This is a genomic window from Rhizobium sp. SRI_017 (assembly GCF_057586295.1).
This window is the reverse complement of the sequence record NZ_JBYCZP010000016.1, coordinates 65,749-92,174: the sequence shown is the minus strand read 5'-3', so window position 1 is coordinate 92,174 and position 26,426 is coordinate 65,749. Positions and strand designations below refer to the sequence as shown.

Here is a 26,426-nt window from a genome sequence, read left to right as displayed (position 1 = left end):
CTATTGGGAAGCCCCTCATTCCTCGCCATAAGCCAGTGATGTGCCGGGCAGATAGAGCGAAATCGGCCTGATTTCATAGACTGCGGTGGGATTGGCGCTGCGCAGCTCGCGCGCTGCGGCGACCGCCTGATCGATATCGGGAAAGTCCACGACGTAGAATCCGAGCAGGTGCTCCCTGGTCTCGGCAAACGGGCCGTCGGTGACGACGCCGGCTCCGACACCTCGCAGCGTCTTGGCGCGCGCGGTCGGGCCCAGCCGTGCGGCCGGTCCCAAATGCCTTTCCCGGACGAGACGGTCGTTGATCGCAAGCAGATCGGTCATCAGCGCCGCATCTTCGTCCGGCGTCCAGGATTCCACGACGCCTTCCGCGTGATAGGCGAGGATTGCAAAATACATCTATGACTTTCCTCATCGACATAGCCGTCCGGGCACGGAAGCGGCCGTGCAGGACGGCCCTTCTGGGCCAGGTCAGCAGTCGACGGGTTCAGTCGTCGATCCGGAATCCGACCTTCATCACCACCTGATAATGTTCTATCTCGCCGTCCTTGATATGACCCCGGATCTGCTCCACTTCGAACCAGTCAAGGTTTCTCATCGTCTTGGACGCGCGCGAGATCGCGGTTTCGATCGCATCGGTGACCGAGGTTTGGGAACTGCCGACAAGTTCCACTTTCTTGTAGACATGATTGCTCATCTTGACCTCCCCGGCTGGTCCGGCAAGGCGCCGCAGCCTGCTGCCACGATCAGCCAATCGTCGGCCGTTGTCAAACGGCCGATGGCGCGCGAGCCTCAGCCTCGACAAGGTCAGAACATCGTGTAGCCGTAGCGCTCGATGATAAACCGGTCGCGTTCTGCGACCAGCTTGTAGGTCTCGTCGTCGTAATAGGTGTCGTATTTGCGGTGGCTCGACGCATTGGTCTTGCCGATCGCCTCGAGGTCTTCCATCGTCACGTTCTTGCCGATCGACTGCAGAAGATCGAGCAGTTCCTCGTTCAGAGCCTCCATCCTGAGGATGCGGTTGGTGACCGTATGGGCGTCGACGAAGGCGTTGAGCGCGTCGTAGCTCCGCACCTGCGTGCCTTCGGCGTTCCACTTGTCGTAGGCCGTCGTCAGCGCCAGGAAGCGGAAGGTCATGAAGCCGATGACGTCCTTCACGGGGCTAATTGAGTAGCCTTCCTTGGCGATGTGGCGGCCCTCGGGCCCAAGCAACAGCTTCAGCCAGGCACGGAAATTCGCCTCGTTCTTCACGTCGGTATAGAGGGCCTTCCAGTCCGGCCGGCGGCCGGTCTGGCTTACGAGGCGTACCAGCGAACTCGCAACCGCGCCGGGCTTGCGATATTTCAGCGCGTGCCGCACCTCGCTCCAGGGATTGTGGATGACATATTTGTGGAATCCGCCGCTGCCGGCGCATCCGAAGGACCAGAGCGATACGTACCAATCCCAGGGATTACGGATGGATGAGATGATCGGCCGGTCCTTGAAGGCGTCATAGTCTTCCAGTTGCTCGTGCCGCTCGCGGGTCTTTCCCTTGAGGTTCTGCTTCAGCACCTTGGTGACATGGGTGCTGCCGGTCTTCTGCATCTGGAGATAAACGAGTTTCTTGCCGACGAACATTCTGCCTCCGTTCCAATTCGAGGACAGAGGTTATGCCATGTGCGTCGCCTGGCTGGCAATGCGCCAAACGAAAAGCCCTCCGCCAATGGCGAAGGGCTTCGGTGTGCCAGGGTTTGGATGCGTCAGTGTCGACCGGAGGTCGGCGGTTTATGGCAACCGGTCACCGTCGTAACGGTGATGGATACCGGGTCGCTTGCGGGGAAGGAGTCATAGAGGCCTGCATCAAGCTGCTCCTCCATGGCTTCCAAGTCGCCGAGCGCGCGGGCGCTGCGACGATGCCCCGGATGGTCGTCGAGATTGCCATTGCTCTGCGCCTCGTAGAGCGAAGCGCCGTCCTGGCCTTCGATGGCTGCGGCTTCGACAAGAAGCTCGCGGGCCTTCTCGACCGCATTCAAGCGGTTGAGCATGTTCTTGGCATCCTGACGGAGCTGAACCGAGATCACTTCGCCGGCATTACCGACGAACTCGACCGTGAAGCCCAACTTGCCGCCCATTTCGGGGTGAACAAGTGTATCAAAGCTCTGCATGACCATTACTCCTCGTTTGGCACGTCCGCCGTAAACCTAAGGCGGCGTTGGTTGTTCCGATTTTCTTTGCAATATTGTCTGGAACCTTCTTAACTGTCGGAAATTCAAGGAATTGAAGCCATGATATCAAGGAGTTAGGAAATGATCTTCAAACCGCAGACTTTTCATCAAATCCCGCCGCAAATCGAACTGGACAATCCGGCCGATGCCCAGCTCGAGGTGGCTGTCGCCGCTGCTCTGGGCCGCGCCGGTCTGGTGGATGCGACCCGCGTCAGCGTGACTACAAGCGACGCCGTCGTCATCCTGGATGGATTCGTCGGTTCGCCCCTCGAAGTCGAGGCAGCGGGTGAAGTCGCTGCAAGGGTCGAGGGCATCAGCCGTGTCGACAACAGGTTGCAGGTTCAGGGGGCAGTGGTCTGAACCCGCCAACACTCGGTGCAAACGAAAGAGGCCCGACTGTCCAAGTCGGGCCTCTCGCATTCGCATCTTGTCGCTGTGTCAGGAGGCAAGATAAACGGCTTCTTCGTCATCACGCTGGCGTCCGCCAAGGGCAGCGGCTGCGCAGGCGATGAAGGCACCGATAAACAGCGACAGCGCGCCAAGCAATGCCGTGGTCGCGGCAGACTTGCGTGCCGTGTCGGCAGCCTCTTGAGCAGCCACCTTGGCGTCTTCGATCTCCTTTAGCACCGTGTCGACCCGGGCCTTGGCATCAGCTTCCGACAGGCCGGTGCGGGCGGCGATGAGCTGCTCGACATAGGTCCGGTCTGCGGCCGCAAGTTCGCCATTCGCTGCGCTGCGCATCAGGATACGCGACAGTTCGGTCGCCGCTGCCTCATTGCTGCCAGCCGCCGTTGCAGGCGCGGCCGTCCGCGGATCGGCTGGACGCAACAGCGCGTCGGTGAAGTAGGAGGTCGATAGATCCGGTAGGTTCTGGGCTGCGGCATTGGCTGCGACCGCCGTTGTCGAGACCGCCGCTTGCGTGACCGTACTCGCGGTGCCTGAGACGATCGACGAAACGGTGGAGCCCAGGAAGATCGCCACGACGACAGTCGCGACCGCCCAGGACAAAAAGCCATGGGTGGTGTCACGGAAGAAGACCTCATCCGTATGCACACCAACCCACTTGGTGCGGAGCCGACCGGCCAGATAGCCACCGACGCCGGATGAAACCCATTGAACGATCACGAGCCAAATGGCGGCATAGACCGATAGGGTCGCCGCAGAGCTGCTCTCGGACGGGAAGGGCGAGACTAGCGTGAGGCCGAGGCCGGCACCGGCAAGCATGAGGATGAGGGTTACGACCGTAGCGACGAAGGCGCCGGCAATTACGGGTCCCCAGCTCATGGCTGAAGAGGACGATTCAACCGGGGGATCGACCATGATGGATGAGGTTGGGATGGCCATTCCGCTCTCCTATCGGAAGAACAGGAGAATGAGAATGATAATCGGAATCGGAATGCCGAGCAGCCAGAGCAAAATACCGCGTCCCATGATGGAATCCTCCAATGTTTCAAGAGCTTGAGCCACGTCGCGGGTGTTGCGATCGTGTCGGCATCCAAACGTTTCCAGTCCGTCTTGGTTCCTGGTCGCTAACGTTTTTCACCCGCGAGCTCCGACTTTTTCGGATTTCAGCCATGCCGCCAACGCAGAGGAACAGCGGGTGCGTCCCGCGCGTTGATCAGCTAATGTTCGATACCCTCGACTGGAAGGAGCGCAACTGGAATGACAGTGCATGTTGCCGGGCATGACAGGCACGACCTGTCTCAGGATCAGATCTTCGTGCGTGCGGTCCGGATTGCCACGAATGCGCATCGCGGTCAGACGGGGAAAGACGGCCGACCCTATATCGAGCATTGCGAGCGTGTGGCGATGCGGGTCGAACCGGCGTTGCGGCCGATTGCCTATCTCCATGATGTTGTCGAGAAGTCTGCGGGCTGGACCCTTGATCGCCTTTCCCTCGATGGCTTCCCGGAAGCGATGATCGAAGCCGTCGACGCTCTGACTCGACGGGACGGCGAGGATGAAAAAGCCTTCGTCTCCCGGGCCGCTGCCAATCCGCTGGCCCTGCCAGTCAAGCGAGCCGATCTCGAGGACAATCTGCAGCAGGCACTGGCGAATGGCGGAGATGCGGAACGCTATCGTCACGGCCTCGCCCTTCTCGAAAAGGCGGTCATGACGTCGGCCTGACGCGCTGCGCCGTCAGTGCAGCAACCGCCGCCCCCGTTCCTCGTTGGCCCTTTCCAATAGTGTAAGAAGCCAGTCCTCGATCGTCAGTCTGAGCGAACGATTGCCGACGACAGAAATCGCGTGCTCCAGTGTGCTTTCGACCAGCCGGTCTGCATCTTCGTGATTGCTTGCCAATCCGCGTGCGCGGTTCCTCAGCGCTGGCAATGCCGCCTCGACTCCATCGCGAAAACTGCCGATCCCCGTCCGAAGCATGCGCTCACGCGCGCTCGCCAGGCCCTTCTTCAACTCTCGCCAGCTTGCGGGCTTGGCGATTCGGGGTATGGCGATGAAGCGATCGGGAATGGAGATGCTGCAGTAGCCTGTGAAGAAGACGAACGGCAGCCCCGCCTCCATCAGCGCATCCGCCAAGCCGAAGGACGTTATGCCTCCGACATTGACGTCGAGAATGACCCCGGCAATGTCCGTACTCTTCTGCAACTCCTGCTCGGCTGCTTCGACCGACAATGCGAGGCGCGCGACCTTGCCGCCGTCATCGCGGATCTGGGATTCCAGGTCGGCTGCGATAAGATATTCGTCCTCGACGATGAGAATAGGTTTAGCGGAGCTCGACGCCCTCTTGATGTGGAAGGTTTCGCCTGTCTCCTCAGCGCCGATCGCCCTTGATTGGACTGACTGAGGCGCCTTGTCGCTTGGCGTGTTCGTCGTCATCTGGTTCATGACGGTAGAACTGCGGGCAGCTGAAAATTGTTCCGGCCGGTCAGTGTTCGGCTTCGATAGTCGGCCAATAATTGTCGGATTGAAAATCCTGCGGAATCGGCTTGAGCATGGTCAGTTTCTCGACCACGAAATTCACCTGCAGGGCAAAGTGCCTGATCGTATCCGGTATATCCGTACCCGTCGCGAGCGACCGAGCCCGGTGGCGGGTGTAGCCGGAGGCATTCAGCCGGCGCTGGGCTTCCAGCCGGACATCTTCCCGGCAGGGCCAACGCCGCGCTTCAACCGTCGAATTTCCTCCGACAATACGAAAACGTACATGCTGCATCATGAGCACCTCTATGAGTTGCTCAATGATTGGGCATCTAACCTTGCTTGGAGCTTTCGCTCACGGACCAAAACGGGCCGGCCGACCCGCTTTGGTCCTACCAGTGTGGCGGTTAGGCCACTTTCTTCTGTGCGGCGGCGTTGACAGCCGTTTCGGCGAGCTTGCTCAGCGTCGCATCGGTCTGGCTTTCTTCCTTCAACGTCGCTTCGAGCAGCGGCACTGCGTCCTTGTAGCCGAGCTGTTTGGCCCACGAAGCCAGCGTGCCGTAGCGCGCAATCTCGTAATGCTCGACCGCCTGTGCCGACGAAATCAGGCCGGCATCGAGGGCGACAGTGCCCTTGAACTCCTCGATGATTTCCTCGCCCTCGGCGATGATGCCCTGGATGGCTTCGCAGGTCTTTCCCTGGGCGCGTTTGCCGATGATCTCGAAGACCTGCTGCAGGCGCTCGATCTGGCCCTCGGTTTGTTCCTTGTGCTTCTGGAAACCTTGCTTGAGTTGTTCAGACTGTGCGGCGCGTGCCATCTTCGGCAGCGCCTTCAGGATCTGCCGCTCGGCAAAATAGATGTCCTTCAATGTGTCATAGAACAGGTCGTTGAGTGTCATTTCCTTGGCCATGGATGCCTCCTTGAGAATGGTTGTTTGTCGGGGAAACCGGAAATCCGGCATGCACTGTTTTGCGCAATGAGAAGGGCCCCTGGAAAGGGACCCTTCGAATACCTGGAGGCGACTTAGCCCTTATATTCAGGCTGGGCCTTCAGGGTGGCCTGGTTCGAGTCGACGTAGACGCGGAACTCGCTACCGTCGTCGGTACGGACGATATTGAGCTCGTCCGGAGTCACGGCGATCTGGCGCTCGCCGACGCCGAGGAAGCCGCCGACATCGAGCACGATGAGCTGCACCTGACCATTGTTGTCGAGGATGATGCGATTGACTTCGCCGACATCCTCATCTTTCGGGCCGTAGACGCGGGCGCCTTCCAGCTTGTCCGCGGTCAGTTCGGCAACCTCGGCGGCCTTGTAGCCCTCGCGATTGACTTCCGGACGGACGAGGCGCGCGCGATTGTCGTCGGTCATGGTCTGCGTCGCGCTCTTGTTGGTGGTGGACGCTGTGGTGGTGGCGTCGGTGGTGGCGGTATTGTCCGCCGGCTTTGCCGTGGTCGTATCGTTCATGGCAGTGCTGGTATCGGCCGGCTTTTCTTCTGTTGCCGTAGCGGTCGCAGTATCAGCCGGCGTCTTCGCGGTGGTGTCGGCCGCTGTCGTCGTATCGGCCGGAGCCGTCATTGTCGTGTCGGCTGCCGTATCGGCCGGCGTTGTTAAGGTGGTGTCAGCCGGAGCCGCAGCATCATTGGCGGCAGCCTGCTGGGCAGCCTTCTCTTCCAGCGAGACGTAGGCCGGCGCGTTTGTCAGTACGTCCTTGTTGGCGTTCACGACGAGGAAGTAGTCGTCCGGACCGTCGCCGTTCTTGACGAACTTCACGTCCTGCATCGGAATGGCGACACTCTTTTCGCCCATTCCCAGGAAGCCGCCGACGCCAAGCACGACAGCCTTGATCTGCCCGTCGCGGCCGAGGATCACGTCGTTGATTTCGCCGACATCATCCCAATCCTTCTCTGCGCCGACCTTCACGGTATCGGTGGTGGGCATTGTTTCTGCCGCATAGATGCGCGCGCCGATGAAGTCGGACGCTTCGACGTCCTGGGGCTGAGCTGTGTAGTTGCCCATCTGGGCGGAATAGGCGCCACCGGCCATAATCAGGACGAGCGCGGTCGTAGCAAGAATGCGTTTCATGGGTTGGTCTCCTCGTTGAAATCTTAAGCCGGACGATGCCCGGTTGCCCCATCCAACGGGTCATTTCAGGAATGGTTCCAAGCGATGCGCGAAATGCGGGCGTCGCCTCCGCTGCCTTCTCCCGGTCAAATCTCGCGAAAAAAGCGTTGTTCCGCGCGGAACAACGGTAGCCGGCGGGCCATGCAATAAAGGGGTCAATGGATGACGGAAATCATCCTCCATGTAAGGGACAGAAACCGAAGCAACTCTTTCAGGAGAAAGACCATGACGACCATGAAGACCATGATCATCGGTGCAGCGGCTGCCCTCATCGCAACCGTTTCGCTTGCATCCACCGCCGAAGCCGGCTGGAAGTGGAAGAAGCATCACCACAACCACCATTGGAAGCACCGCCATCACCACGGCGTCTACATCTACGGCCATCGCAACTATTGCTTCATCAAGAAGGTGAGGCACTATGACGACTGGGGCAACGTGTACATCAAGCGCATGAAGGTTTGCCCCTGGTAATAACGAAGGCTCGCCGCATTGAGCAGCGAGCCTCTCGATAACCGGCTTCCCTCCCCCGGGCCCGGCTTCCCTCGGAAGCCGGGTTTTGTCGTTTGGGGAACGCCTGGCAAAGCCTTTGGGTATCGTGGAATTTGCACGTGTTGAGAAACCTCAACCGCAGGCCGGGGAAATGTTCCGGGAACAAACTCGTTTCGTGCGCTGTTGCTTTGGCAAGTCCAATCAGAAGAAGGAGCAACCGATGACAGCCAAAGCACCACCTGTTCCCCAGCAGAATTTGAGCGACAAAGGCCCCGGCGAGGATCCGCATTCGCACGATCAGAAGGCGGGCAGTATCCGTCCCGGCGTACCCGACCCCGCCAAGCAGGGCCAGCAGGGCAACACCAAGATCAACCTGACCCCACAACTCTCCACCCAGGATCGATAGGAGCCACCATGTCGACCTCGACGAAAACACCAGCGAGCATTCGGCAGGGCGGCCCAGGCGCATCCCATGAAAACGCCAAGGCGCCGCTGAAAATCGTCAAGCCGCCAGCCGACACCGACAACCGAACGAAGAGCCGCGTCTCTGGCGGCGGTGGTGAGCGTGACAGCCATCACACCCGCGAACCGGAGAAGAAGGGCGGCGGTAGCCATCCGGCCCGATGATCGGCCGGCTTGAACGCACGGCAACGTCCCGCTCGCCCGCGGGGCGCTGTGATTCGTCTATAAGATATTGATATTTAATAATTATTTTCCATTTTAAGGAACTTGTTCCCAGCGTCAGTACTTGTGTCGATCGAAGCCGGGGTACGGCCCGGTGAACCACACGAGGTTGACATGAAGACGCATTTCATTGCCCTCATCACTCTTCGCGCATCGACCCCTGCCGGTGCTTCGATCAACACATCGGAAGCCACGCCGCTCGATATCACACCGCAGCCCGTGGCCTATGACAACACACAGATCGTCCAGCCGGACAAATGCGGAAAACCGCAGCAGATGCTTTTCATCCTGCGCGATCCCAGTGGCGCGATCGTAGCTATGGGCGTCGCCGAAATGCCGGCTACCTGTTGAACCGCTTCCGCTCGTTCGATGGAAACCGCCCGGGAACAAAGCCGAAGTCTACCGGTTTCTGGGCTGCGTTCAGGAGTGAAAGCAGACGATGCAGCAAAACGATAGGCAATGGACCGTGGGCGAAACGGTGCGAGTCAGGGGCGAGGAGCGCCTGATGACCGTGGTCCGGTGCCATGACGATGGCTTTGTTTCGGTGGCATGGTTCGAGCAGCGCAAAATGCATCTCGAACGCGTGCCGTCGGACGACCTAGAATCCGTCCTCAGTGAAGTCGCCACTCCCGAAGCTCACCGCAAATCTTGACGAATTCTCCACAGCAGGACTGGAAAGTCATGTTCCGCCTGATAATCATAGCGAACAGGTCGTCGCTGTCGGCGGCCGTAAAAGGGAGTGGAACATGCTTGGAATCGAAAGCATCATCGTATTTTTGATCGTCGGCGCCATTGCGGGCTGGCTGGCCGGCGTGATCGTCAAGGGTTTCGGTTTTGGGCTTCTCGGCAATATCGTCGTGGGCATCGTCGGTGCCTTCATTGCCGGCTGGCTTTTCCCTCAACTAGGCTGGGGTGTCGGCGGCGGCTTTCTCTGGGCGATCGTGCACGCAACGATCGGCGCCGTCATCCTGCTGGTGCTGTTGAGGATCGTCCGGACCGGGACCTGATGCGCGCCATTGCGGCTGCTGCGGCGCTCGTCATCGGCTTGTTGGCGACGCCGTCTCTTCTTCTTGCTGGCGAGTTGCCTGACGGCTTCGTTTATCTCGCTGACGTGGCACCGCATGTGAGACAGGACATGCGGTATGCCGGCGAGCATAATTTCACCAAGGCTGTGGTGCCGGGCTACAAGGCAGCCGAATGCATCCTTGCCGAACCGGCAGCGCAGGCACTGAGCGCGGTCGCGGACGACCTCGCAGAACAAGGCTATGGGCTGAAAGTCCTCGACTGCTACCGGCCGGCCAAGGCGGTGCGCCACTTCACGGTCTGGGCCAATAGCGGCAGTGGGTTCGACCCGGACTATTATCCCCGCCTCGACCGGAAGCGACTGATCGCCGATGGCTACATTGCCGGCCGGTCCGGTCATTCCAACGGCTATACGATCGATCTGACGCTGACCGACGCCAAGGGCGCAGACCTCGATATGGGCACGCCCTTCGATTTCTTCGACCCACTGGCACACACCGCGAGCAAGCATATCGACAAGGCGGCAGCCGAGCGCCGTCGCAGGCTGGTGAGTGCAATGATAAGGGGCGGCTTCGTGAGCTATCGGCGAGAATGGTGGCATTTCAGCCTGAAGCAGCAGCCGAAGAAGGCGCGGGTCCATGACTTCGACATCGTTCCGCGCGGCGACTGAAACGCCCTCGCAAAACTGATGCGAGCGCTCTATATAGGGCGCGAACAGGAGCAGACATGGCGAGTATCGACCAGACCGACGATTGGCGGGACAAGTTTTCCCCCTCGCTCGAAGCGATCGAGCAATTGGCGCGCGAGGCCTACGGACAGTTGCCGGAAGATTTCCGTGCGCTCTGTCAGGACTTGATCATCGAGATCTCCGATTTCCCGAGCGACGAAGTGTTCGAGGACATGGCTCTCGAGACTCCATTCGATCTTCTCGGCCTGTTTGAGGGTCGTGGCGTTACCGAGCGCTTCTCGGTCGAGAATGGCGAATTCCCCAACCGCATCTCGCTCTACCGCCGGCCGATCCTCGATTACTGGTCGGAGAACGAAGAGACCCTTGGCGACATCATCACCCATGTGCTGATCCACGAAATCGGCCATCACTTCGGCCTCTCCGACGACGACATGGAAAATATTGAGGCGACTGTTTCGGCCTGACCCGATCCGGGAGAGGTGAATGCGATCTTTGAGCCTGGTCATCGCATTCATCTCGCTGGCAACAGCGTTTTCCGGTGATGTCCGTGCCGCCGATCTTGCCGAACTCTACATTTCCAAGGCGATCACGACAGGCACTGGCGAAAAGAACCGCAAGCTCGGCTTCCGCGATTGCCTCGATCGCATTCTGGTCCGTGTTTCCGGCGATCCGCGCCTGCCTGCGCTGCCCGAGGTGGAGGCGCTCCGTGCGCGGGCCGGCGATTTCGTCGCTTCCTTTTCCTATCTCGACCGGCTTGCCGGTCGGCCGATCCATGACGAGCAGGGCACCTATGACCGCCCGCATGACCTGACCTGCCATTACGCTCCCGATGTGCTCGAACCGCTACTCGCCCAGCTCGGCAGCCGCCCCTGGCTCGGCAAGCGCCCGACGCTTGTCGTGTTCCTCGACGTGGAGCGGAACGGCAAGCGGCTGCGCGTCGTCGCCGACGACATGCGCGACCTCGCGATGCGGGATTCCTTTGCGCTCGGCTCGGAGCAGCTTGCGATGCAGGTGACGTTCCCGACGCGGGCAGTCGCTTCAAAACTGCCGGCGGAAGATCTCGATGCGCCGGGGTTTCTGATTGACGCCGCGAGGGCTTCCGGTGGCGACATGGCGCTTTCCGGCCATATAGGATGGAGCGACGCCGATCTCGGCTGGATCGCGACCTGGCACCTCGCGCATGAGGGCCGGACCTATCGCTGGACGGTGCGCGGCGTCAATTTCGACGAGGCTTTCCGGGTCGCGTTGCGGGGCGCGATGCAGATCCTGTCCGGCAACGGGGCGCCGGAATAATCAGTCCTAATCGCGAATGACGATGCTCGACAGCAGACGCCGGACAAAGGGCGCGACAATCAAGACGACGGGGAAGGCCAGCGCCCAGGACGGCAGCCATGCTTTCAGCCATTGCAGCGGGAATTCGGTCGACAGCCCGATCGCGATCAGCGTGGCGAAGCCGGAGACCAGGAACGACATCATGCCCGACAGAAGGAGGCCGAAGGCGATATGCTCGTATTTTCTAGGCAGGAAGGGCTTCATGTCATCATCCCATTGGGCAAAGACCTGGCGCAAAAAGAAACGCATGAACCCTTGCGGGCTCATGCGTCTGTCATTCGTGAGAAAGGCTCAGGCCCAGGGACGCGAACCGGCAGTCTTCTTCTCATAGGTGTCGATCTCGGCGGCCTTCGCCAGTGTCAGGCCGATGTCGTCGAGACCATTCAACATGCAATGCTTCCTGAAGGGGTCGAGATCGAACTTGATCACGCCGCCATCCGGACCGCGGATTTCCTGTGCTTCGAGATCGACGGTCAGCGTGGCGTTTGCGCCGCGGCTCGCGTCATCGAGCAGCTTTTCGAGCTCGTCCGGCTTTACCACGATCGGCAGGACGCCGTTCTTGAAACAGTTGTTGTAGAAGATGTCGGCGAAGCTGGTGGAGATCACGCAGCGGATCCCGAAATCAAGCAGAGCCCAGGGTGCATGTTCGCGCGATGAGCCGCAGCCGAAATTGTCGCCGGCGACCAGGATTTGCGCCTTGCGATAGGCCGGCTTATTGAGCACGAAATCCGGGTTTTCCGAGCCGTCGTCCTTGTAGCGCGCCTCGGCGAAGAGGCCGGTGCCGAGACCGGTGCGCTTGATGGTCTTGAGGTAATCCTTCGGAATGATCATGTCCGTGTCGATATTGATGACCGGATAGGGCGCCGCGATGCCCGTCAGCGTGGTGAACTTGTCCATTGATCAGACCTTTCGGAACCATAGTACTACGAGGGGGGCGCTCTAGCGCAAATTCTCCGTGAATTGAAGGGGATTCTTACTAACAGGCTAGACTTGGGTTAGAAGCCGGGGGTGGTCAGCGAGGAATAGGTCATGATCGACAAGCTGCAATTCTTCCTGGCGCTCGCCCGCGAGCAGCATTTCGGGCGTGCAGCGGAGGAGTGCGGGATCACCCAGCCGACGCTGTCGGCAGCGATCCGCCAACTCGAGAACGAGCTCGGTGTCATGCTGGTCAATCGCGGCTCGCGATACCAGGGCCTGACGCCCGAGGGCCAGCGCGTGCTGGAATGGGCGCGACGCATTGTCGGTGATTACAGGACGATGAAGGAGGAGATGCGCGCGGCCCATAAGGGCCTCACCGGCCATCTCCGCATCAGCGCCATCCCGACCGCCCTTTCTTTGGTGCCAAGGCTCACCGCACCCTTCCAGGCACGCCATCCGGGCGTGACCTTCTCGATCCAATCGGCGACATCGCTGCATATCATGAGCCAGCTCGACAATCTCGAGACCGATATCGGCATCACCTATCTCGACAATGAACCGCTCGGCCGCGTCGTCACCGTCCCCCTGATTGAGGAACGCTATTATCTGGTGACGGGGAAGGCTTCCGAGCTCGCCGATCGGGCGTCGGTGACTTGGAAGGAGATCAGCGAACTCCCCCTCTGCCTTCTGACTTCGGACATGCAGAACCGGCGTATCATCAACAAGCATCTCGCCGAAGCCGGTGCAACGATCGTTCCGCGTCTTGAGTCCAATTCGATGATCGTGCTCTTCACCCATGTCCTGACCGGCAAATGGGCCTCGATCATGCCGCTCGACGCCGCACGTTCGTTTGGATTTGCCGAGGAGGTGGCGGTAGTCCCGTTGACTGAGCCTGAGACAAGCCATTCGGTGGGCGTGGTCGCGCTGGAGCGGGAACCGAACACGCCGCTGGTCTCGGCGATGCTGAACTTGGCGCGGGGGGTGAGGGAGCGGGGTTAGGTGCGCTTGGTGATCTTCGATCTGACCTGTTCCACGAAACGCGAGCGCACGAGGCGGAAGAACGTCGGAGGCAACATCCCATAGACAGGACTGCCGGTCCGGCCGATCGGTCTCAAATCATGACCAGGCCAGACAAAGTCGTTTATCTCATTGATGACGATCCACGAACGATCGCTGTCCAAACCCAGATGCGCTTTCACAGGTCCGGGAATCTCCAATGCGTTCTTGGGGTCTCGTGGCGGACGGTGGGTGATCGGAAGAACATAGGTCTGGATGCCTGTTTCCACGCTACCGGCCGTCACAACGACTGCGCAGGGCCTGTCTTTGTCGCCTTCTTCGTAACCTCGCTCCTTCTCGCTCGACCAGAGGAAGGAGTACCTGATGACCATACCTGGAACGGGTAACGGCCAACTCATTATTCGGGCTTCCAGTCTTTGAGAAGTTCGTCGAGATACGCGTATTCTGCCGGCACTTCCGATTTCGAAATGAGTTCGATTTCTTCATCCGTGAGTTCCTCGACACGCCGAGCACGGCGATAGCTCGCTCTCATGCGTGCATACTCCTCGCTCGAAATCAGCACGAGCCGATCACGCCCGTTCTTGGTAATCGTCACAGCCTCCTGCAGCGCCTTGTCGGCGAGCGTGCCATAGTTCTTGATGAAATCGGCAGATGACACTTTCACAGTCGTATTCCTCGAAAGTTTCGAATGTTCTGAATATTACGAGTTTTGCGAATATCTCACAAGTTGCTTCTCGATAGAAAAAATCTATCGAGCGACGAAACCCGGTTATTGACCTTGTCGCAGCTGATCCGCATGATTGGCGCAGCGGCGGCATCGACAGAGTTCCGGTTCTGCCATCAATTTTCCCGAGACTGTGATAGACTGCTGGCGTGCCGGGAACGGACGCAAGGCGTGACTGTCACATCGGTGGTGTGGGTGGAGGCCTTTATGAATGTCCATGTGAAGGGCGATTTGAGCGTGGAAGTGCTCGCTATCGTCAACAGACTTAAATCACTGGAAGGGCCGCTGCTTCCCATCCTGCACGCGGTGCAGGAAGAGTTCGGCTATGTGCCCGAACAGAGCCTGCCGTTGATCGCAAGCGAGCTCAACCTGTCGCGCGCGGAAGTCCATGGCGTCGTCACCTTCTATCATGAATTCCGCAGCCATCCGGCCGGCCAGCATGTGGTGCGCATCTGTCGCGCCGAGGCCTGCCAGTCGATGGGCGGTCGTGACATTGCCGATCATGCCTGCAAGATCCTCGAACTCGACTGGCATGGCACGACGCCCGATGGCCGGGTGACGCTCGAACCCGTCTATTGCCTGGGGCTCTGTTCCACCGCTCCCTCGGCGCAGATCGATGGGGAGCTGCACGGACGCCTCGACACGGAAACACTCTCTGCCCTCATCAAGGAGGTGCGCCAGTGACCGTCCGCATCTTTGTTCCCCGTGATTCCGCAGCATTGGCCGTCGGCGCCGAGCGTGTCGTCAAGGCCTTCCAGGCCGAAATCATGTCCCGCAAGCTCGATGCCGTCATCGTCCGCAACGGCTCGCGCGGCATGCACTGGCTCGAAGTGCTGGTCGAGGTCGAGACGTCGCATGGCCGTATCGCCTACGGCCCGGTCACAGCCAAGGACGTCTCCGGGCTTCTGAGCGCCGGCATGCTCGACGGGATGCCGCATCCGCTCTGCCAGGGACTGACCGAGGAAATTCCCTTCCTCAAGAACCAGACGCGCCTGACCTTTTCCCGCTGCGGCATCACCGATCCGCTTTCGCTCGACGACTACAAGGCGCTCGGCGGCCTCGTCGGCCTCGAACGCGCGCTCGGCATGAGCGGCGCCGATGTCGTCAAGGAAGTCACCGATTCCGGCCTGCGCGGCCGCGGCGGCGCGGGCTTCCCCACCGGCATCAAGTGGAAGACCGTGCATGATGCCGCCGGCCCGCAGAAATATATTGTCTGCAATGCCGACGAGGGCGACAGCGCGACCTTTGCCGACCGGATGATCATGGAAGGCGACCCCTTCGTGCTGATCGAGGGCATGGCGAGTGCGGGCATCGCGGTCGGCGCGACCAAGGGCTATGTCTATCTGCGCTCGGAATATCCGAATGCCATCCTGATCATGAACGAGGCGGTCGAGATTGCCCGCAATGCAGGCGTGCTCGGCGCTTCGGTGCTCGGTTCCGGCAAGGCCTTCGACATGGAAATCCGCGCCGGCGCCGGCGCCTATGTCTGCGGCGAGGAAACCGCGCTGCTCAATTCGCTCGAAGGCAAGCGCGGCATCGTCCGCGCCAAGCCGCCGCTCCCGGCTCTCCAGGGATTCTTGGGTCGCCCGACGGTGGTCAACAACGTGATTTCGCTCGCCTCCGTGCCCGTGATCATGGAAAAGGGTGCGGCCTTCTACAAGGATTTCGGCATGGGCCGCTCGCGCGGCACGATCCCGATCCAGATCGCCGGCAACGTCAAGCATGGTGGCCTCTACGAAGTCGCCTTCGGCCTGACGCTGGGCGAGATCGTCAACCAGATCGGCGGCGGCACGGCAACCGGCCGTCCGGTCAAGGCGGTGCAGGTCGGCGGCCCGCTCGGCGCCTATTTCCCGACCTCGCTGTTCGACACACCGTTCGACTACGAGGCCTTTGCGGCTCGAGACGGCCTGATCGGCCATGCCGGCATCACCGTCTTCGACGATACCGCCGACATGCTGGCCCAGGCGCGCTTCGCCTTCGAATTCTGCGCCATCGAATCCTGCGGCAAGTGCACGCCCTGCCGCATCGGCTCGACGCGCGGCGTCGAGACCATCGACAAGATCGCGGCTGGCATTGAGCCGGAGAAGAACCTGGCGCTGGTCACCGATCTCTCGAACACGATGAAGTTCGGATCGCTCTGTGCGCTGGGCGGGTTCACGCCCTATCCGGTCATGAGCGCCATCAACCATTTCCCGGACGACTTCCGTCCGGCAGCCACCCTTCAGGCAGCGGAGTAAGATCATGGGTCTCGTTCACGAACACGATTTCGGCACCCCCGCTTCGAAATCCGAGAAGATGGTGACGTTGACCATCGACGGCCGCGAGATCACCGTGCCCGAAGGCACCTCGATCATGCGCGCGTCGCGCGAGGCCGGCATCGATGTGCCAAAACTCTGCGCCACCGACATGGTCGACGCTTTCGGCTCCTGCCGCCTCTGTCTCGTCGAGATCGAGGGCCGCAACGGTACGCCCGCCTCCTGCACGACGCCGGTCGCCCAGGGCATCAGCGTTCACACCCAGACCGCGCGGCTCAAGGATATCCGCAAGGGCGTGATGGAGCTCTACATCTCCGACCACCCGCTCGACTGTCTGACCTGCGCGGCCAATGGCGACTGCGAATTGCAGGACATGGCCGGCGCTGTCGGCCTGCGCGACGTGCGCTACGGCTATGAAGGCGACAACCATGTCAAGGCGCGCAGCGATGGCGCTGTCAACATGAAGTGGATGCCGAAGGACGAGTCGAACCCGTACTTCACCTACGATCCGTCGAAATGCATCGTCTGCTCGCGCTGCGTCCGCGCCTGCGAGGAGGTGCAGGGTACCTTCGCGCTGACCATCGAGGGCCGCGGCTTCGAATCCCGCGTCTCGCCCGGCATGCATGAAAGCTTCCTGTCCTCGGAATGCGTCTCCTGCGGCGCCTGCGTCCAGGCCTGCCCAACCGCGACACTGACCGAGAAGTCGGTGATCGAGATCGGCCAGCCCGAACATTCCGAGGTCACCACCTGCGCTTATTGCGGTGTCGGCTGCTCGTTCAAGGCCGAGATGCGTGGCGAGGAACTCGTCCGCATGGTGCCGTGGAAGGACGGCAAGGCCAATCGCGGCCATTCCTGCGTCAAGGGCCGTTTCGCCTATGGCTATGCCACCCACAAGGACCGCATCCTCAATCCGATGATCCGCGAGAAGATTTCGGATCCGTGGCGCGAAGTGAGCTGGGAAGAGGCGCTGGAGTATACCGCCAACGAATTCCGCCGCATCCAGTACCAGTATGGCCGCGACTCGATCGGCGGCATCACCTCCTCGCGCTGTACCAATGAAGAGACCTATCTGGTGCAGAAGCTGATCCGTTCGGGCTTCCGCAACAACAATGTCGACACCTGCGCCCGCGTCTGCCATTCGCCGACCGGCTATGGCCTCGGTCAGACCTTCGGCACGTCCGCCGGCACGCAGGATTTCGACTCGGTCGAGGATACCGATGTCGTGATCGTCATCGGAGCCAACCCGACCGAGGGCCATCCGGTTTTCGCCTCGCGGCTCAAGAAGCGCCTGCGCCAGGGCGCCAAGCTGATCGTCATCGATCCGCGCAAGACCGATATCGTCTCCTCGCCCCACATCAAGGCCGACTACCATCTGCCGCTGATGCCGGGTACCAATGTCGCCGTCGTCACCGCGCTGGCCCATGTCATTGTTACCGAAGGCCTCTATGACGAAGCCTTTATCCGCGAGCGTTGCGACTGGTCGGAATTCCAGGATTGGGCCGAATTCGTCTCCGAAGAGCGTCACAGCCCGGAAGCGATCCAGATGTATTCCAGGGTCGAGCCGGAACTGATCCGCGGTGCGGCGCGGCTGTTCGCCCGCGGCGGCAATGGCGCGATCTATTACGGCCTCGGCGTCACCGAGCACAGCCAGGGTTCGACGACCGTCATCGCCATCGCCAACCTCGCCATGGCGACCGGCAATATCGGCCGCCGCGGCGTCGGCGTGAACCCGCTGCGCGGCCAGAACAACGTGCAGGGCTCGTGCGACATGGGCTCGTTCCCGCATGAACTGCCGGGCTACCGCCACATTTCCGACGACGCCACCCGCGCGATCTTCGAAAAGCTCTGGGGCGTCGAGCTCAACAAGGAGCCCGGCCTGCGCATCCCCAACATGCTGGACGCCGCCGTTGATGGTTCCTTCAAGGGCATCTATATCCAGGGCGAGGACATCCTCCAGTCCGACCCCGATACCAAGCATGTCTCGGCCGGCCTTGCTGCCATGGAATGTGTCGTCGTGCAGGACCTGTTCCTCAACGAGACCGCCAACTACGCCCATGTCTTCCTGCCGGGCTCGACCTTCCTCGAAAAGGACGGCACGTTCACCAATGCCGAGCGCCGCATCAACCGCGTCCGCAAGGTCATGACCCCGAAGAACGGCTATGCCGACTGGGAAGTCACGCAGAACCTCGCCAATGCCATGGGCCTGAACTGGGCCTATACCCATCCGTCCGAGATCATGGACGAGATCGCGGCGACGACACCCGCCTTCGCACTCGTCTCCTACGACTATCTCGAAAAGATGGGCTCGGTTCAGTGGCCGTGCAACGAGAAGGCGCCCGAGGGTTCGCCGATCATGCATGTCAACGGCTTCGTGCGCGGCAAGGGCAAGTTCATCCGCACCGAATATGTCGCGACCGACGAGAAGACCGGTCCGCGCTTCCCGCTGCTGCTCACCACCGGCCGCGTGCTCAGCCAGTACAATGTCGGCGCCCAGACCCGTCGCACGGGCAATGTCGCCTGGCATGCGGAGGACCGCCTCGAAATCCATCCGCACGATGCCGAACTTCGCGGCATCCGCGACGGCGACTGGGTGCGGTTGCAGAGCCGCGCCGGCGAGACGTCGCTGCGCGCGCTGATCACCGAGAAGGTCGCGACCGGCGTGGTCTACACGACCTTCCACCATCCGGACACGCAGGCCAATGTCATCACCACCGACTTCTCGGACTGGGCGACCAACTGCCCGGAATACAAGGTGACGGCCGTGCAGATTTCGCCCTCGAACGGTCCGTCGCATTGGCAGGAAGAGTATGATGAGCTCAGCCGCCGTTCTCGCCGGATCATGGGCAAGCTGGAAGCTGCGGAGTAAGCTATTGTTTGCGAATGGCGTGCACCCCCCTCTGCCCTGCCGGGCATCTCCCCCTCAAGGGGGGAGATTCGATTGGGGCGTGCGCCGTCATTCCCTCTTGATAGCTCTAGGTGGCGCCCCTCGTTCGGGACGAGGGCGTCGCTTGGGTCGAATCTCCCCCCTTGAGGGGGAGATGCCCGGCAGGGCAGAGGGGGGTACGCCTCATGGCTGAAACCTCCCGCCGCGTTCCCGAAATCATCTTCCGCAACCGTGCCCTCTCCCAAGGCCAGCGCACGGTCGCCGAAGAATCCGCCATCGCGCTGTCCTATGGCGGCTCGACCGAAGCCGTCATGATGGCCACCCCCGGCGATCTCGAAGACTTCGCCATCGGCTTCTCCCTCTCCGAAGGCATCATCGACACCCTCGCTGAAGTCGCCGGCATCGAAGTCCTCGACGCCTCCGGCGGCATCGATCTCCAGATCAGCCTGACCGACGATGTCGATCGTGCGCTGCGCGTCCGCCGCCGCGCCAAGGCCGGACCGGTCGGCTGCGGCCTCTGCGGCGTCGAGTCGATCGAGGAAGCGCTGAAACCAGCGGCGGATGTTTCGCAAGTTTCCGTTCACTTTACAGCCGGCGATATATCGTCGGCGATGCGTGAGCTCTCGGCAAACCAGCCTCTCAACGCCGAGACGCGCGCGGTACATGCAGCCGGCTTTTACATCCCCGGCCGCGGCATGATCGCCGTCCGCGAAGATGTCGGCCGCCATAATGCGCTCGACAAGCTGATCGGCCATCTCGCGCGCAACGGCATTTCCGGCAGCGACGGCGCCGTGGTCATGACGTCGCGGCTCTCGGTCGAGCTGATCCAGAAGACCGCCAAGCTCGGCAGCGGCATGCTGATCGGCATTTCCGCGCCGACCGCAATGGCGATCGACATGGCCACCCGTGCGGGCATGACGCTGGTCGCCCTGGCGCGCGGCGAGGATTACGAGATTTTCACCGGTTCCGACCGGATCACGTTAGGGACAGACGCCGATGCAGCATGACGCCAAGATTATCAGGATGGCGAACCAGATCGCGACCTTCTTCCTGTCTCAGCCGGAGAATGTCCGGGCCGCCGGCGTCGCCAACCACATTAACAAATTCTGGGAACCGCGCATGCGCCGCCAGTTCTTCGAGGTGGTCGACAATGGCGGCGGCGATCTGTTGCCGCTGGTGATCGAGGCGGCCAAGCAGATCAACCGCCCGGAAGCACCCGCCAAGGTCTCCTGACAAAGGCTGCAATTTTCTCAACACCCTTTGCGACACCCGATAGCTTTCAGGATAGACGTTCTGCGCGTCCGCCGTGGCGCAAAACGGCTTGAAATTGTCGCAAATCGCGGGCAGTTATGCGCACGCGGCAAGGTCCCGGGGACCTGTCGGGAACCTGGCGGGCACGACGGCGTTTGAGTCCGCCGCATCCGTGAAATTGTATCAGTCGTGGTGAGGAGGGTTGGTGGACATGGGGTTGAAGCAGCGTCTCGAGCGGAAGTTCGATGAGGAAATCCGTTTCTTCAAGGGCTGGCAGCGGGACAAGAAGGGCGTCGGTGCATTGCTGCCGACCTCGTCGGTCACGGCCCGACGCATGGCGAGCGTGATCGACATGTCCTCCGGTCTCCCTGTTCTGGAACTCGGCGCGGGAACCGGCGTCATCACCAAGGCCATCCTCGAACGCGGCGTAAAGCCCACTGATCTGATTTCGATTGAATATGCATCGCATTTTTGCGACCTGCTTCGCCGCCGGTTCCCGGAGGTCGACATACGCAACGGTGACGTGTTCGAGCTCGATACAGTGCTCGGTAACCAGCGCGATCAAACTTTCGACTGCGTCATCTCCGCCGTGCCCATGCTGAGCTTTGCCCTGGAGCGACGGGTTGCGTTGATGAAGAACCTGCTGTCGCGGCTGCCGCCCGGGCGGCCGGTCATCCAGATCACGCACGGGCCGATGTCGCCGCTTCCCGCCATGCCCGAGCTCTATTCGATCACGCATTTCGATTTTGTCGTCCGCAATCTGCCGCCGGCGCAGCTCTGGATATATCGAAGGCCGTAGCGACGCCGGCAGTCCCGGTTGCCATGTGCCCCAAGGCCGTTGATACGGATTTGGAATGGTGATATGGACCCTGCATGAGCAAACGCGCATCAAAGAAGTTCTTCTACGTGCTGCAGGACCGCAAGCGCCTGCCGCAGCGTTTCTTTGCTGCCCTGTCCGGCCGCGCCACCGCCCATCTCTGAGGATGCCGCTCCGGCCGTTCGTGCCGGCCCGCATCCATGCCTTCCTTCCTTCATTTTGTAATCCGGTGAACTACCATGAGCGCACCCCGCACCCTCTATGACAAGATCTGGGACGACCACGTCGTCGACCAGCAGGACGATGGCACCTGTCTTCTCTACATCGATCGCCATCTGGTCCACGAAGTGACCAGCCCGCAGGCGTTCGAAGGCCTCCGCATGACCCACCGTAAGGTGCGCGCGCCGGAAAGGACGCTCGCCGTCGTCGACCACAATGTGCCGACCACGCTCGACCGCTATGAAGGCATCAAGAACGAGGAGAGCCGCATCCAAGTCGAGGCGCTCGCCAACAACGCCGCCGAGTTCGGCGTCGAATATTATTCCGAGCATGACAAGCGCCAGGGCATCGTCCACATCGTCGGTCCCGAACAGGGCTTCACCCTGCCGGGCATGACCATCGTCTGCGGCGACAGCCACACCTCGACGCATGGTGCTTTCGGCGCGTTGGCGCATGGCATCGGCACGTCAGAGGTCGAGCATGTGCTCGCCACCCAGACGCTGATCCAGAAGAAGGCCAAGAACATGCTGGTCCGGGTCGATGGCGTCCTGCCCGACCATGTGACCGCCAAGGATATCATCCTGGCGATCATCGGCGAGATCGGCACCGCAGGCGGCACCGGCAGCGTCATCGAATTCGCCGGCGAAGCGATCCGCGCGCTCTCCATGGAAGGCCGCATGACGGTCTGCAACATGACGATCGAAGGCGGCGCGCGCGCCGGCCTGATCGCGCCGGATGAAAAGACCTTCGAATATATCAAGGGCCGCCCGCGCGCGCCAAAGGGTGCGCAGCTCGAACAGGCGCTCGAATACTGGAAGACGCTGAAGTCGGACGAAGGCGCCCATTATGATCGCGTCGTGGTGCTCAACGCCGCCGAACTGCCACCGATCGTCTCCTGGGGCTCCTCGCCCGAAGACGTGATCTCGGTTCAGGGCGTCGTGCCGAACCCGGACGAAATCCAGGACGAAAACAAGCGCACCTCGAAATGGCGCGCGCTCGACTATATGGGCCTCAAGCCCGGCACGCCGATTACCGACATCAAGCTCGACCGCGTCTTCATCGGCTCCTGCACCAACGGCCGCATCGAGGACCTGCGCGAAGTTGCCAAGGTCGTCGAGGGCAAGACGGTGGCCTCGACGGTCAGTGCAATGATCGTCCCGGGTTCCGGCCTGGTGAAGGAACAGGCTGAAAAGGAAGGCCTCGACAAGATCTTCCTCGCTGCCGGTTTCGAATGGCGCGAGCCGGGCTGCTCGATGTGCCTTGCGATGAACGACGACCGGCTGAAGCCGGGCGAGCGCTGCGCCTCGACCTCGAACCGCAATTTCGAGGGCCGCCAGGGCTTCAAGGGCCGCACCCATCTCGTCTCGCCCGCCATGGCAGCCGCAGCGGCGATCGCCGGCCATTTCGTCGATATCCGCGAGTGGAAATAAGCGCCAGCTTGCGCTGATCCTTCCGAATGGCCGTCCTCCGGGGCGGCCATTTTTGCTTCTGCGCTGGCCGCGATAGGCATATGGTAGAGCTCCTGCGAGGGGAGGAACACGATGACGGACGCAGACAAAGTCTTCACCGGTGGCATTCCGGCCATCTACGAAAAGTTCCTGGTGCCGATGATCTTCGCGCCCTATGCCGACGAGGTCGCCGGGCGACTGGCAAAACTCGCGCCAAAATCGGTGCTGGAGATTGCGGCCGGCACCGGCGTCGTCACGCGGGCGATGGCCAAAGCACTGGGTCCGGATGCCGATATCGTCGCCACCGATCTCAACCAGCCCATGCTGGATGCCGCATCCGGTCTGCAGCCCGGTGGCAGCCAAGTCACCTTCCGGCAGGCTGATGCGCTCGAATTGCCGTTCGCGGACAGCAGCTTCGATGCCGCCGTCTGTCAGTTCGGCGTCATGTTCTTCCCTGACAAGATCAAGGGCTATGCTGAAGCCCACCGTGTGTTGAAGCCGGGCGGAACCTATATCGTTGCGGTCTGGGACAAGGTCGCCAGCAATGAATTCATCAGCGTGGCCACGGAGGAACTGGCGCGGTGCTTCCCGGATGACCCGCCGCGCTTCATGGAACGCAGTCCGCACGGCTATCACGACCCCGCCCAACTGGCTGCCGACGCCAAGGCTGGCGGCTTCGCCACTGTCACCGTGGAAACCGTCGACAAGATCAGCCGGACGCCATCGGCCCTTTCGGCCGCAACCGGCTATTGCCAGGGCAACCCTTTGCGCGGCGAGATCGAAGCGCGTGCGCCGGGCGAATTGCAGGCGGTGACCGAACAAGTCGCTGCGGCGCTGGCGAAGCGGTTCGGCGAGGGACCGATCGAGGGGCGCATCCGCGCGATTATTGTCACGGCAACGCGCTGAACGCTGATGTCCGCCCTTGAAGAATAGCGTTCGACGCTATCACCTGCTGCCCGCCACCAGGCGTGCTCAGCCCACGTGAAGATGCGCTTCGATCGCCGCGTCGATGAACGCTTTGCGTGCCTTGTCGGTCTCGGTCTCGCCGTGCATCGCGCTATCGCAAGCCGCTTCCGCGGCGCGATAGCGGCTGCCCGACGTGTCCGGCCAATGCTCGTGAAGCACAGATTGCGCCTGGCGGACCGTCTTGATGGTCCGCGGCGCTCCGGTCTCGGGATCCTCGACGTTAACAGGGAGATTCCATGTCATTTTTCTCATGACACCCGCCTCCTATCACGGGAAGAGATAGTCTTCCCATTCCTGAATGATGTCAGCAGCCATCTGGAATCATGGCTGAGAGATCATTGCCATCAGAGGATCCCTGTCCCGTTCCGGCACGTCAGAACTTTGCCGTCGCCGGATCCGGTCCGATGCGTGCGCTTGCCGAATCCAGCGCATTGAGCGCATCCATCGCGGCGCCATCCAGCTCGAAATCAAAGACCTGGAAGTTTTCGACGATCCGCGACGGCGTCACCGATTTCGGGATCACGACGAGACCGTTCTGGATATGCCAGCGGACGATGACCTGCGCCGGGCTGCGGTCGAGTTTCTTGGCGAGGTCGGCGATGACAGGATTGGTCAGGAGATGGCCCTGGCCGAGCGGGCTCCAGCTCTGGGTGATGATCCCGAGCTTCTCATGGGTCGCTCGCAGCGCCTTCTGCTGGAAATCGGGATGGAGCTCGACTTGGTTGATGACGGGGGTGACGCCGGTATCGCCGATGATCGCTTCGAGATGGTCGGCATTGAAGTTCGATACGCCGATCGAGCGGACGCGACCTTCTTCCTTCAGCCGCGTGAAAGCTCTCCAGGTGTCGCGATACTTGCCGCGATGTGGCGAGGGCCAATGGATGAGGTAGAGGTCGAGATAGTCGGTGCCGAGTTCTTTCAGGCTCTTCTCGAAAGCGCGCAGCGTCGAATCGAAACCTTGATCGTCGTTCCAGAGTTTGGTGGTGAGGAAGATGTCCCTGCGGTCGAGGCCGGAGGCACGCATGCCTTCGCCGACGCCCTGTTCATTGTGATAGGCGGCCGCGGTGTCGATGTGGCGATAGCCGGCGTCCAATGCAGCCTTGACGGCCGTGACCGCGGTGTCGTTGGGCGTCTGCCAGACGCCGAGGCCGACTTGAGGGATAGATTTGCCGTCATTGAATGAAATATGCGGTTGGTCGGACATGAATGTCTCCATATCGGAATGCGCTGAGGTCGCGCGGAAATGGGAAATAGGCGCAGCGAGGAGGGACTGTTGGCCGCGCACAGTTTTCATATAGGACAGAAATCGCCGATTGTTACCGCAGCGAGTCGAAAATCTGCTAACCCGCTTTGAGAATTACGGATTGGCCGCATGACAAAGACGCTCATCCTCTTCCGCCACGCCAAATCGACCTGGGCGGACAATGTCGAGGACCATGAACGGCCGCTTGCCGAGCGTGGCCGCAAGGCCGCGCCCGTCATGGCGAAATGGCTGGCCGGCAAGGGATTGAAGCCGACAGTCGCGCTGGTCTCCACCGCCAAGCGGACGCAGGAGACCTGGGCGCTGATCGCGCCGGAGCTCGGCAAGGTCACGAAGCGGGATGTGGCCGAGATTTACGAAGCGCCGGCAGAGCGCATTCTCGACGCGATCCATGCGGTGGAACACACGGTCGAAAGCCTTGTCATCGTTGGGCACAATCCCGGCATGGAGGATCTGGCAAAGCTGCTGATGAAGGGTGACGGCGGCAAATCCGGTGCGGAGATGCGGAAGAAGTTTCCGACGGCCGCCATCGCTGTTCTTGATCTTCCGGTCGACGACTGGACCGAGGTCAAGTCGCATATCGCCGGTCTCAGGGACTTTGTAACACCGAAAACCCTCACATCACCCTGACGATCGTCTCCGGCCCGATCAGCGGCAGCAGCCTCCGCATGTCGCGAATGTGGATCGCGACGCATCCTTGTGTCGGTGGATAACCCGGCTTGGCGCAATGGAAGAAGATAGCCGAACCGAGATTGCGACGCCGGCTGGACATGTTCCAATCCATGACGAGGCAGACATCGTAGAGCTCGTCCTTGCGCTTCATCTTCTCGTGGCTCGGCTTGAAGGGTGCGCGGACCGGGCGGTTATAGCTCGCATCTGCAGGTTCATCGCACCACAGCATGGTGCCATCGATCGCCACCATCGACAGCCGGGTGCGAAGCGGACCTGAAACCTTCTCGCGCCGATAATAGCCGTAAAGGACGCGCATCGGCGCGATCGGAGTCGCGCCATCGCCTTCGCGCTTGCGGCTGCTACGGCCGGATCGGCCCAGCGCCGCGGGGAACGTCAGGATGCCTGCCTGGACGATCGCCCGGCGCGGATCGCCGGGTGCCGGCCGCACGATGATTTCCTTGAGGGTCTGCTGTTTCATGTCAGAAGATCGGGTGCTCCGGATATACGGCATGCTGTGGAATCAGGGTGCAACCCTTGTGTTGTCTCGCAAATCTGGCATACCAATCTTTGAAATAATTAAA

At 61.2% G+C, this 26,426-nt stretch carries 36 protein-coding genes and 1 pseudogene; 21 read left to right on the top strand and 16 right to left on the bottom strand.

Annotated features, from left to right (window positions below; translation table 11 throughout):
* Nucleotides 1-15: 15 nt before the first annotated feature.
* From AC2YI2_RS27405 to AC2YI2_RS27390, 4 genes are all read right to left on the bottom strand, one after another.
* Nucleotides 16-396: a YciI family protein gene (locus tag AC2YI2_RS27405; RefSeq protein WP_487389704.1), complete on the bottom strand. Its 381-nt coding sequence runs from the start codon at nt 394-396 to the stop codon at nt 16-18.
* Nucleotides 397-484: 88 nt separating this feature from the next.
* Nucleotides 485-694: a dodecin gene (locus AC2YI2_RS27400; protein ID WP_487389703.1), complete on the bottom strand. Its 210-nt coding sequence runs from the start codon at nt 692-694 to the stop codon at nt 485-487.
* A 110-nt stretch (nt 695-804) separates the two neighbouring features.
* On the bottom strand, nt 805-1,614 hold the full coding sequence (locus tag AC2YI2_RS27395) for a hypothetical protein (RefSeq protein WP_487389702.1): 810 nt from the start codon (nt 1,612-1,614) through the stop codon (nt 805-807).
* Nucleotides 1,615-1,736: 122 nt separating this feature from the next.
* Nucleotides 1,737-2,141, bottom strand: coding sequence for a hypothetical protein (locus AC2YI2_RS27390; protein WP_487389701.1), 405 nt, complete (start codon nt 2,139-2,141; stop codon nt 1,737-1,739).
* 141 nt (nt 2,142-2,282) lie between these two features.
* Between AC2YI2_RS27390 and AC2YI2_RS27385 the strand changes: the two genes are divergently transcribed.
* Nucleotides 2,283-2,561, top strand: coding sequence for a BON domain-containing protein (locus tag AC2YI2_RS27385; protein WP_487389700.1), 279 nt, complete (start codon nt 2,283-2,285; stop codon nt 2,559-2,561).
* A gap of 78 nt (nt 2,562-2,639) precedes the next feature.
* Here AC2YI2_RS27385 and AC2YI2_RS27380 read toward each other — a convergent pair whose 3' ends face one another.
* Nucleotides 2,640-3,545: a hypothetical protein gene (locus AC2YI2_RS27380; RefSeq protein ID WP_487389699.1), complete on the bottom strand. Its 906-nt coding sequence runs from the start codon at nt 3,543-3,545 to the stop codon at nt 2,640-2,642.
* 318 nt (nt 3,546-3,863) lie between these two features.
* Here AC2YI2_RS27380 and AC2YI2_RS27375 point away from each other — a divergent pair, with 318 nt between their 5' ends.
* On the top strand, nt 3,864-4,328 hold the full coding sequence (locus tag AC2YI2_RS27375) for an HD domain-containing protein (protein WP_487389698.1): 465 nt from the start codon (nt 3,864-3,866) through the stop codon (nt 4,326-4,328).
* A gap of 12 nt (nt 4,329-4,340) precedes the next feature.
* On the opposite strand, the gene AC2YI2_RS27370 is transcribed toward AC2YI2_RS27375, so the two are convergent.
* From AC2YI2_RS27370 to AC2YI2_RS27355, 4 genes are all read right to left on the bottom strand, one after another.
* Nucleotides 4,341-5,045, bottom strand: a complete 705-nt coding sequence (locus AC2YI2_RS27370) for a hypothetical protein (protein WP_487389697.1) — start codon at nt 5,043-5,045, stop codon at nt 4,341-4,343.
* Nucleotides 5,046-5,085: 40 nt separating this feature from the next.
* Complete coding sequence (locus AC2YI2_RS27365) at nt 5,086-5,373, bottom strand: hypothetical protein (RefSeq protein ID WP_487389696.1); 288 nt, start codon at nt 5,371-5,373, stop codon at nt 5,086-5,088.
* Nucleotides 5,374-5,482: 109 nt separating this feature from the next.
* Entirely contained in the window at nt 5,483-5,986 is a 504-nt protein-coding gene (locus AC2YI2_RS27360; protein ID WP_487389695.1) for a YciE/YciF ferroxidase family protein, read from the bottom strand.
* Nucleotides 5,987-6,099: 113 nt separating this feature from the next.
* Nucleotides 6,100-7,158 (bottom strand): PRC-barrel domain-containing protein, encoded by a 1,059-nt coding sequence (locus AC2YI2_RS27355; RefSeq protein ID WP_487389694.1) that lies wholly within the window; start codon nt 7,156-7,158, stop codon nt 6,100-6,102.
* 264 nt (nt 7,159-7,422) lie between these two features.
* On the opposite strand from AC2YI2_RS27355, the gene AC2YI2_RS27350 reads away from it, so the two are divergent.
* The 9 genes from AC2YI2_RS27350 (at nt 7,423) to AC2YI2_RS27310 (ending at nt 11,374) form a co-directional block, all read left to right on the top strand.
* Nucleotides 7,423-7,668, top strand: coding sequence for a hypothetical protein (locus tag AC2YI2_RS27350; protein ID WP_487389693.1), 246 nt, complete (start codon nt 7,423-7,425; stop codon nt 7,666-7,668).
* Nucleotides 7,669-7,906: 238 nt separating this feature from the next.
* A complete protein-coding gene (locus tag AC2YI2_RS27345) occupies nt 7,907-8,092 on the top strand; it encodes a hypothetical protein (RefSeq protein WP_487389692.1) in 186 nt (61 codons plus the stop codon).
* 8 nt (nt 8,093-8,100) lie between these two features.
* Complete coding sequence (locus tag AC2YI2_RS27340) at nt 8,101-8,313, top strand: hypothetical protein (protein WP_487389691.1); 213 nt, start codon at nt 8,101-8,103, stop codon at nt 8,311-8,313.
* A 171-nt stretch (nt 8,314-8,484) separates the two neighbouring features.
* On the top strand, nt 8,485-8,721 hold the full coding sequence (locus AC2YI2_RS27335; RefSeq protein ID WP_487389690.1) for a hypothetical protein: 237 nt from the start codon (nt 8,485-8,487) through the stop codon (nt 8,719-8,721).
* Nucleotides 8,722-8,809: 88 nt separating this feature from the next.
* Nucleotides 8,810-9,022: a YodC family protein gene (locus AC2YI2_RS27330; RefSeq protein ID WP_487389689.1), complete on the top strand. Its 213-nt coding sequence runs from the start codon at nt 8,810-8,812 to the stop codon at nt 9,020-9,022.
* A gap of 94 nt (nt 9,023-9,116) precedes the next feature.
* A complete protein-coding gene (locus tag AC2YI2_RS27325) occupies nt 9,117-9,377 on the top strand; it encodes a GlsB/YeaQ/YmgE family stress response membrane protein (protein WP_487389688.1) in 261 nt (86 codons plus the stop codon).
* A complete protein-coding gene (locus AC2YI2_RS27320) occupies nt 9,377-10,063 on the top strand; it encodes a M15 family metallopeptidase (RefSeq protein WP_487389687.1) in 687 nt (228 codons plus the stop codon). Before AC2YI2_RS27325 ends, AC2YI2_RS27320 begins: the two co-directional genes overlap by 1 nt.
* A 56-nt stretch (nt 10,064-10,119) precedes the next feature.
* Nucleotides 10,120-10,545, top strand: a complete 426-nt coding sequence (locus AC2YI2_RS27315; protein ID WP_487389686.1) for a metallopeptidase family protein — start codon at nt 10,120-10,122, stop codon at nt 10,543-10,545.
* A 19-nt stretch (nt 10,546-10,564) separates the two neighbouring features.
* A complete protein-coding gene (locus AC2YI2_RS27310) occupies nt 10,565-11,374 on the top strand; it encodes a DUF2066 domain-containing protein (RefSeq protein WP_487389685.1) in 810 nt (269 codons plus the stop codon).
* Nucleotides 11,375-11,380: 6 nt separating this feature from the next.
* Here the strand turns inward: AC2YI2_RS27310 and AC2YI2_RS27305 are convergent, their stop codons facing one another.
* Nucleotides 11,381-11,662 carry a DUF2798 domain-containing protein gene (locus AC2YI2_RS27305; RefSeq protein ID WP_487389684.1) on the bottom strand — a complete coding sequence of 94 codons (282 nt, stop codon included), beginning with the start codon at nt 11,660-11,662 and terminating at the stop codon, nt 11,381-11,383.
* Between the two features lie 42 nt (nt 11,663-11,704).
* Entirely contained in the window at nt 11,705-12,310 is a 606-nt protein-coding gene (gene leuD / locus AC2YI2_RS27300) for a 3-isopropylmalate dehydratase small subunit (protein WP_487389683.1), read from the bottom strand.
* A gap of 132 nt (nt 12,311-12,442) precedes the next feature.
* On the opposite strand from leuD, the gene AC2YI2_RS27295 reads away from it, so the two are divergent.
* Entirely contained in the window at nt 12,443-13,330 is an 888-nt protein-coding gene (locus AC2YI2_RS27295) for a LysR family transcriptional regulator (protein ID WP_487389682.1), read from the top strand.
* Here AC2YI2_RS27295 and AC2YI2_RS27290 read toward each other — a convergent pair.
* Together AC2YI2_RS27290 and AC2YI2_RS27285 are read right to left on the bottom strand one after the other, a co-directional pair.
* On the bottom strand, nt 13,327-13,746 hold the full coding sequence (locus AC2YI2_RS27290) for a hypothetical protein (RefSeq protein WP_487389681.1): 420 nt from the start codon (nt 13,744-13,746) through the stop codon (nt 13,327-13,329). The two genes, AC2YI2_RS27295 and AC2YI2_RS27290, sit on opposite strands and share 4 nt — an antisense overlap.
* Nucleotides 13,746-14,012: a type II toxin-antitoxin system Phd/YefM family antitoxin gene (locus AC2YI2_RS27285; RefSeq protein WP_487389680.1), complete on the bottom strand. Its 267-nt coding sequence runs from the start codon at nt 14,010-14,012 to the stop codon at nt 13,746-13,748. Before AC2YI2_RS27285 ends, AC2YI2_RS27290 begins: the two co-directional genes overlap by 1 nt.
* Nucleotides 14,013-14,279: 267 nt before the next feature.
* Between AC2YI2_RS27285 and AC2YI2_RS27280 the strand changes: the two genes are divergently transcribed.
* From AC2YI2_RS27280 to AC2YI2_RS27245, 8 genes and pseudogenes are all read left to right on the top strand, one after another.
* A complete protein-coding gene (locus AC2YI2_RS27280) occupies nt 14,280-14,756 on the top strand; it encodes a formate dehydrogenase subunit gamma (protein ID WP_487389780.1) in 477 nt (158 codons plus the stop codon).
* Nucleotides 14,753-16,309, top strand: a complete 1,557-nt coding sequence (locus AC2YI2_RS27275; protein WP_487389679.1) for a formate dehydrogenase beta subunit — start codon at nt 14,753-14,755, stop codon at nt 16,307-16,309. Before AC2YI2_RS27280 ends, AC2YI2_RS27275 begins: the two co-directional genes overlap by 4 nt.
* A 4-nt stretch (nt 16,310-16,313) precedes the next feature.
* Nucleotides 16,314-19,193: a formate dehydrogenase subunit alpha gene (gene fdhF, locus AC2YI2_RS27270; protein WP_487389678.1), complete on the top strand. Its 2,880-nt coding sequence runs from the start codon at nt 16,314-16,316 to the stop codon at nt 19,191-19,193.
* Between the two features lie 203 nt (nt 19,194-19,396).
* Nucleotides 19,397-20,218 (top strand): formate dehydrogenase accessory sulfurtransferase FdhD, encoded by an 822-nt coding sequence (gene fdhD / locus AC2YI2_RS27265; RefSeq protein WP_487389677.1) that lies wholly within the window; start codon nt 19,397-19,399, stop codon nt 20,216-20,218.
* A pseudogene (locus AC2YI2_RS27260) lies at nt 20,208-20,432 on the top strand (formate dehydrogenase subunit delta); the annotation flags it as partial. The gene fdhD and the pseudogene AC2YI2_RS27260, both read left to right, overlap by 11 nt.
* Before the next feature lie 241 nt (nt 20,433-20,673).
* Entirely contained in the window at nt 20,674-21,261 is a 588-nt protein-coding gene (pmtA, locus tag AC2YI2_RS27255; protein ID WP_487389676.1) for a phospholipid N-methyltransferase PmtA, read from the top strand.
* A 257-nt stretch (nt 21,262-21,518) separates the two neighbouring features.
* The gene (gene leuC, locus AC2YI2_RS27250; protein ID WP_487389675.1) at nt 21,519-22,928 is read left to right on the top strand and encodes a 3-isopropylmalate dehydratase large subunit; all 1,410 of its coding nucleotides are present in this window, start codon (nt 21,519-21,521) and stop codon (nt 22,926-22,928) included.
* 111 nt (nt 22,929-23,039) lie between these two features.
* Nucleotides 23,040-23,852 carry a class I SAM-dependent methyltransferase gene (locus tag AC2YI2_RS27245; protein ID WP_487389674.1) on the top strand — a complete coding sequence of 271 codons (813 nt, stop codon included), beginning with the start codon at nt 23,040-23,042 and terminating at the stop codon, nt 23,850-23,852.
* Between the two features lie 66 nt (nt 23,853-23,918).
* On the opposite strand, the gene AC2YI2_RS27240 is transcribed toward AC2YI2_RS27245, so the two are convergent.
* Together AC2YI2_RS27240 and AC2YI2_RS27235 are read right to left on the bottom strand one after the other, a co-directional pair.
* Complete coding sequence (locus AC2YI2_RS27240; RefSeq protein WP_487389673.1) at nt 23,919-24,164, bottom strand: DUF982 domain-containing protein; 246 nt, start codon at nt 24,162-24,164, stop codon at nt 23,919-23,921.
* Nucleotides 24,165-24,285: 121 nt separating this feature from the next.
* Nucleotides 24,286-25,116, bottom strand: coding sequence for an aldo/keto reductase (locus AC2YI2_RS27235; RefSeq protein ID WP_487389672.1), 831 nt, complete (start codon nt 25,114-25,116; stop codon nt 24,286-24,288).
* 168 nt (nt 25,117-25,284) lie between these two features.
* Here AC2YI2_RS27235 and AC2YI2_RS27230 point away from each other — a divergent pair, with 168 nt between their 5' ends.
* Nucleotides 25,285-25,803, top strand: a complete 519-nt coding sequence (locus AC2YI2_RS27230; RefSeq protein WP_487389671.1) for a SixA phosphatase family protein — start codon at nt 25,285-25,287, stop codon at nt 25,801-25,803.
* On the opposite strand, the gene AC2YI2_RS27225 is transcribed toward AC2YI2_RS27230, so the two are convergent.
* Nucleotides 25,790-26,323 (bottom strand): L,D-transpeptidase family protein, encoded by a 534-nt coding sequence (locus AC2YI2_RS27225; RefSeq protein ID WP_487389670.1) that lies wholly within the window; start codon nt 26,321-26,323, stop codon nt 25,790-25,792. The genes AC2YI2_RS27230 and AC2YI2_RS27225 overlap by 14 nt on opposite strands.
* Nucleotides 26,324-26,426 lie beyond the last annotated feature (103 nt).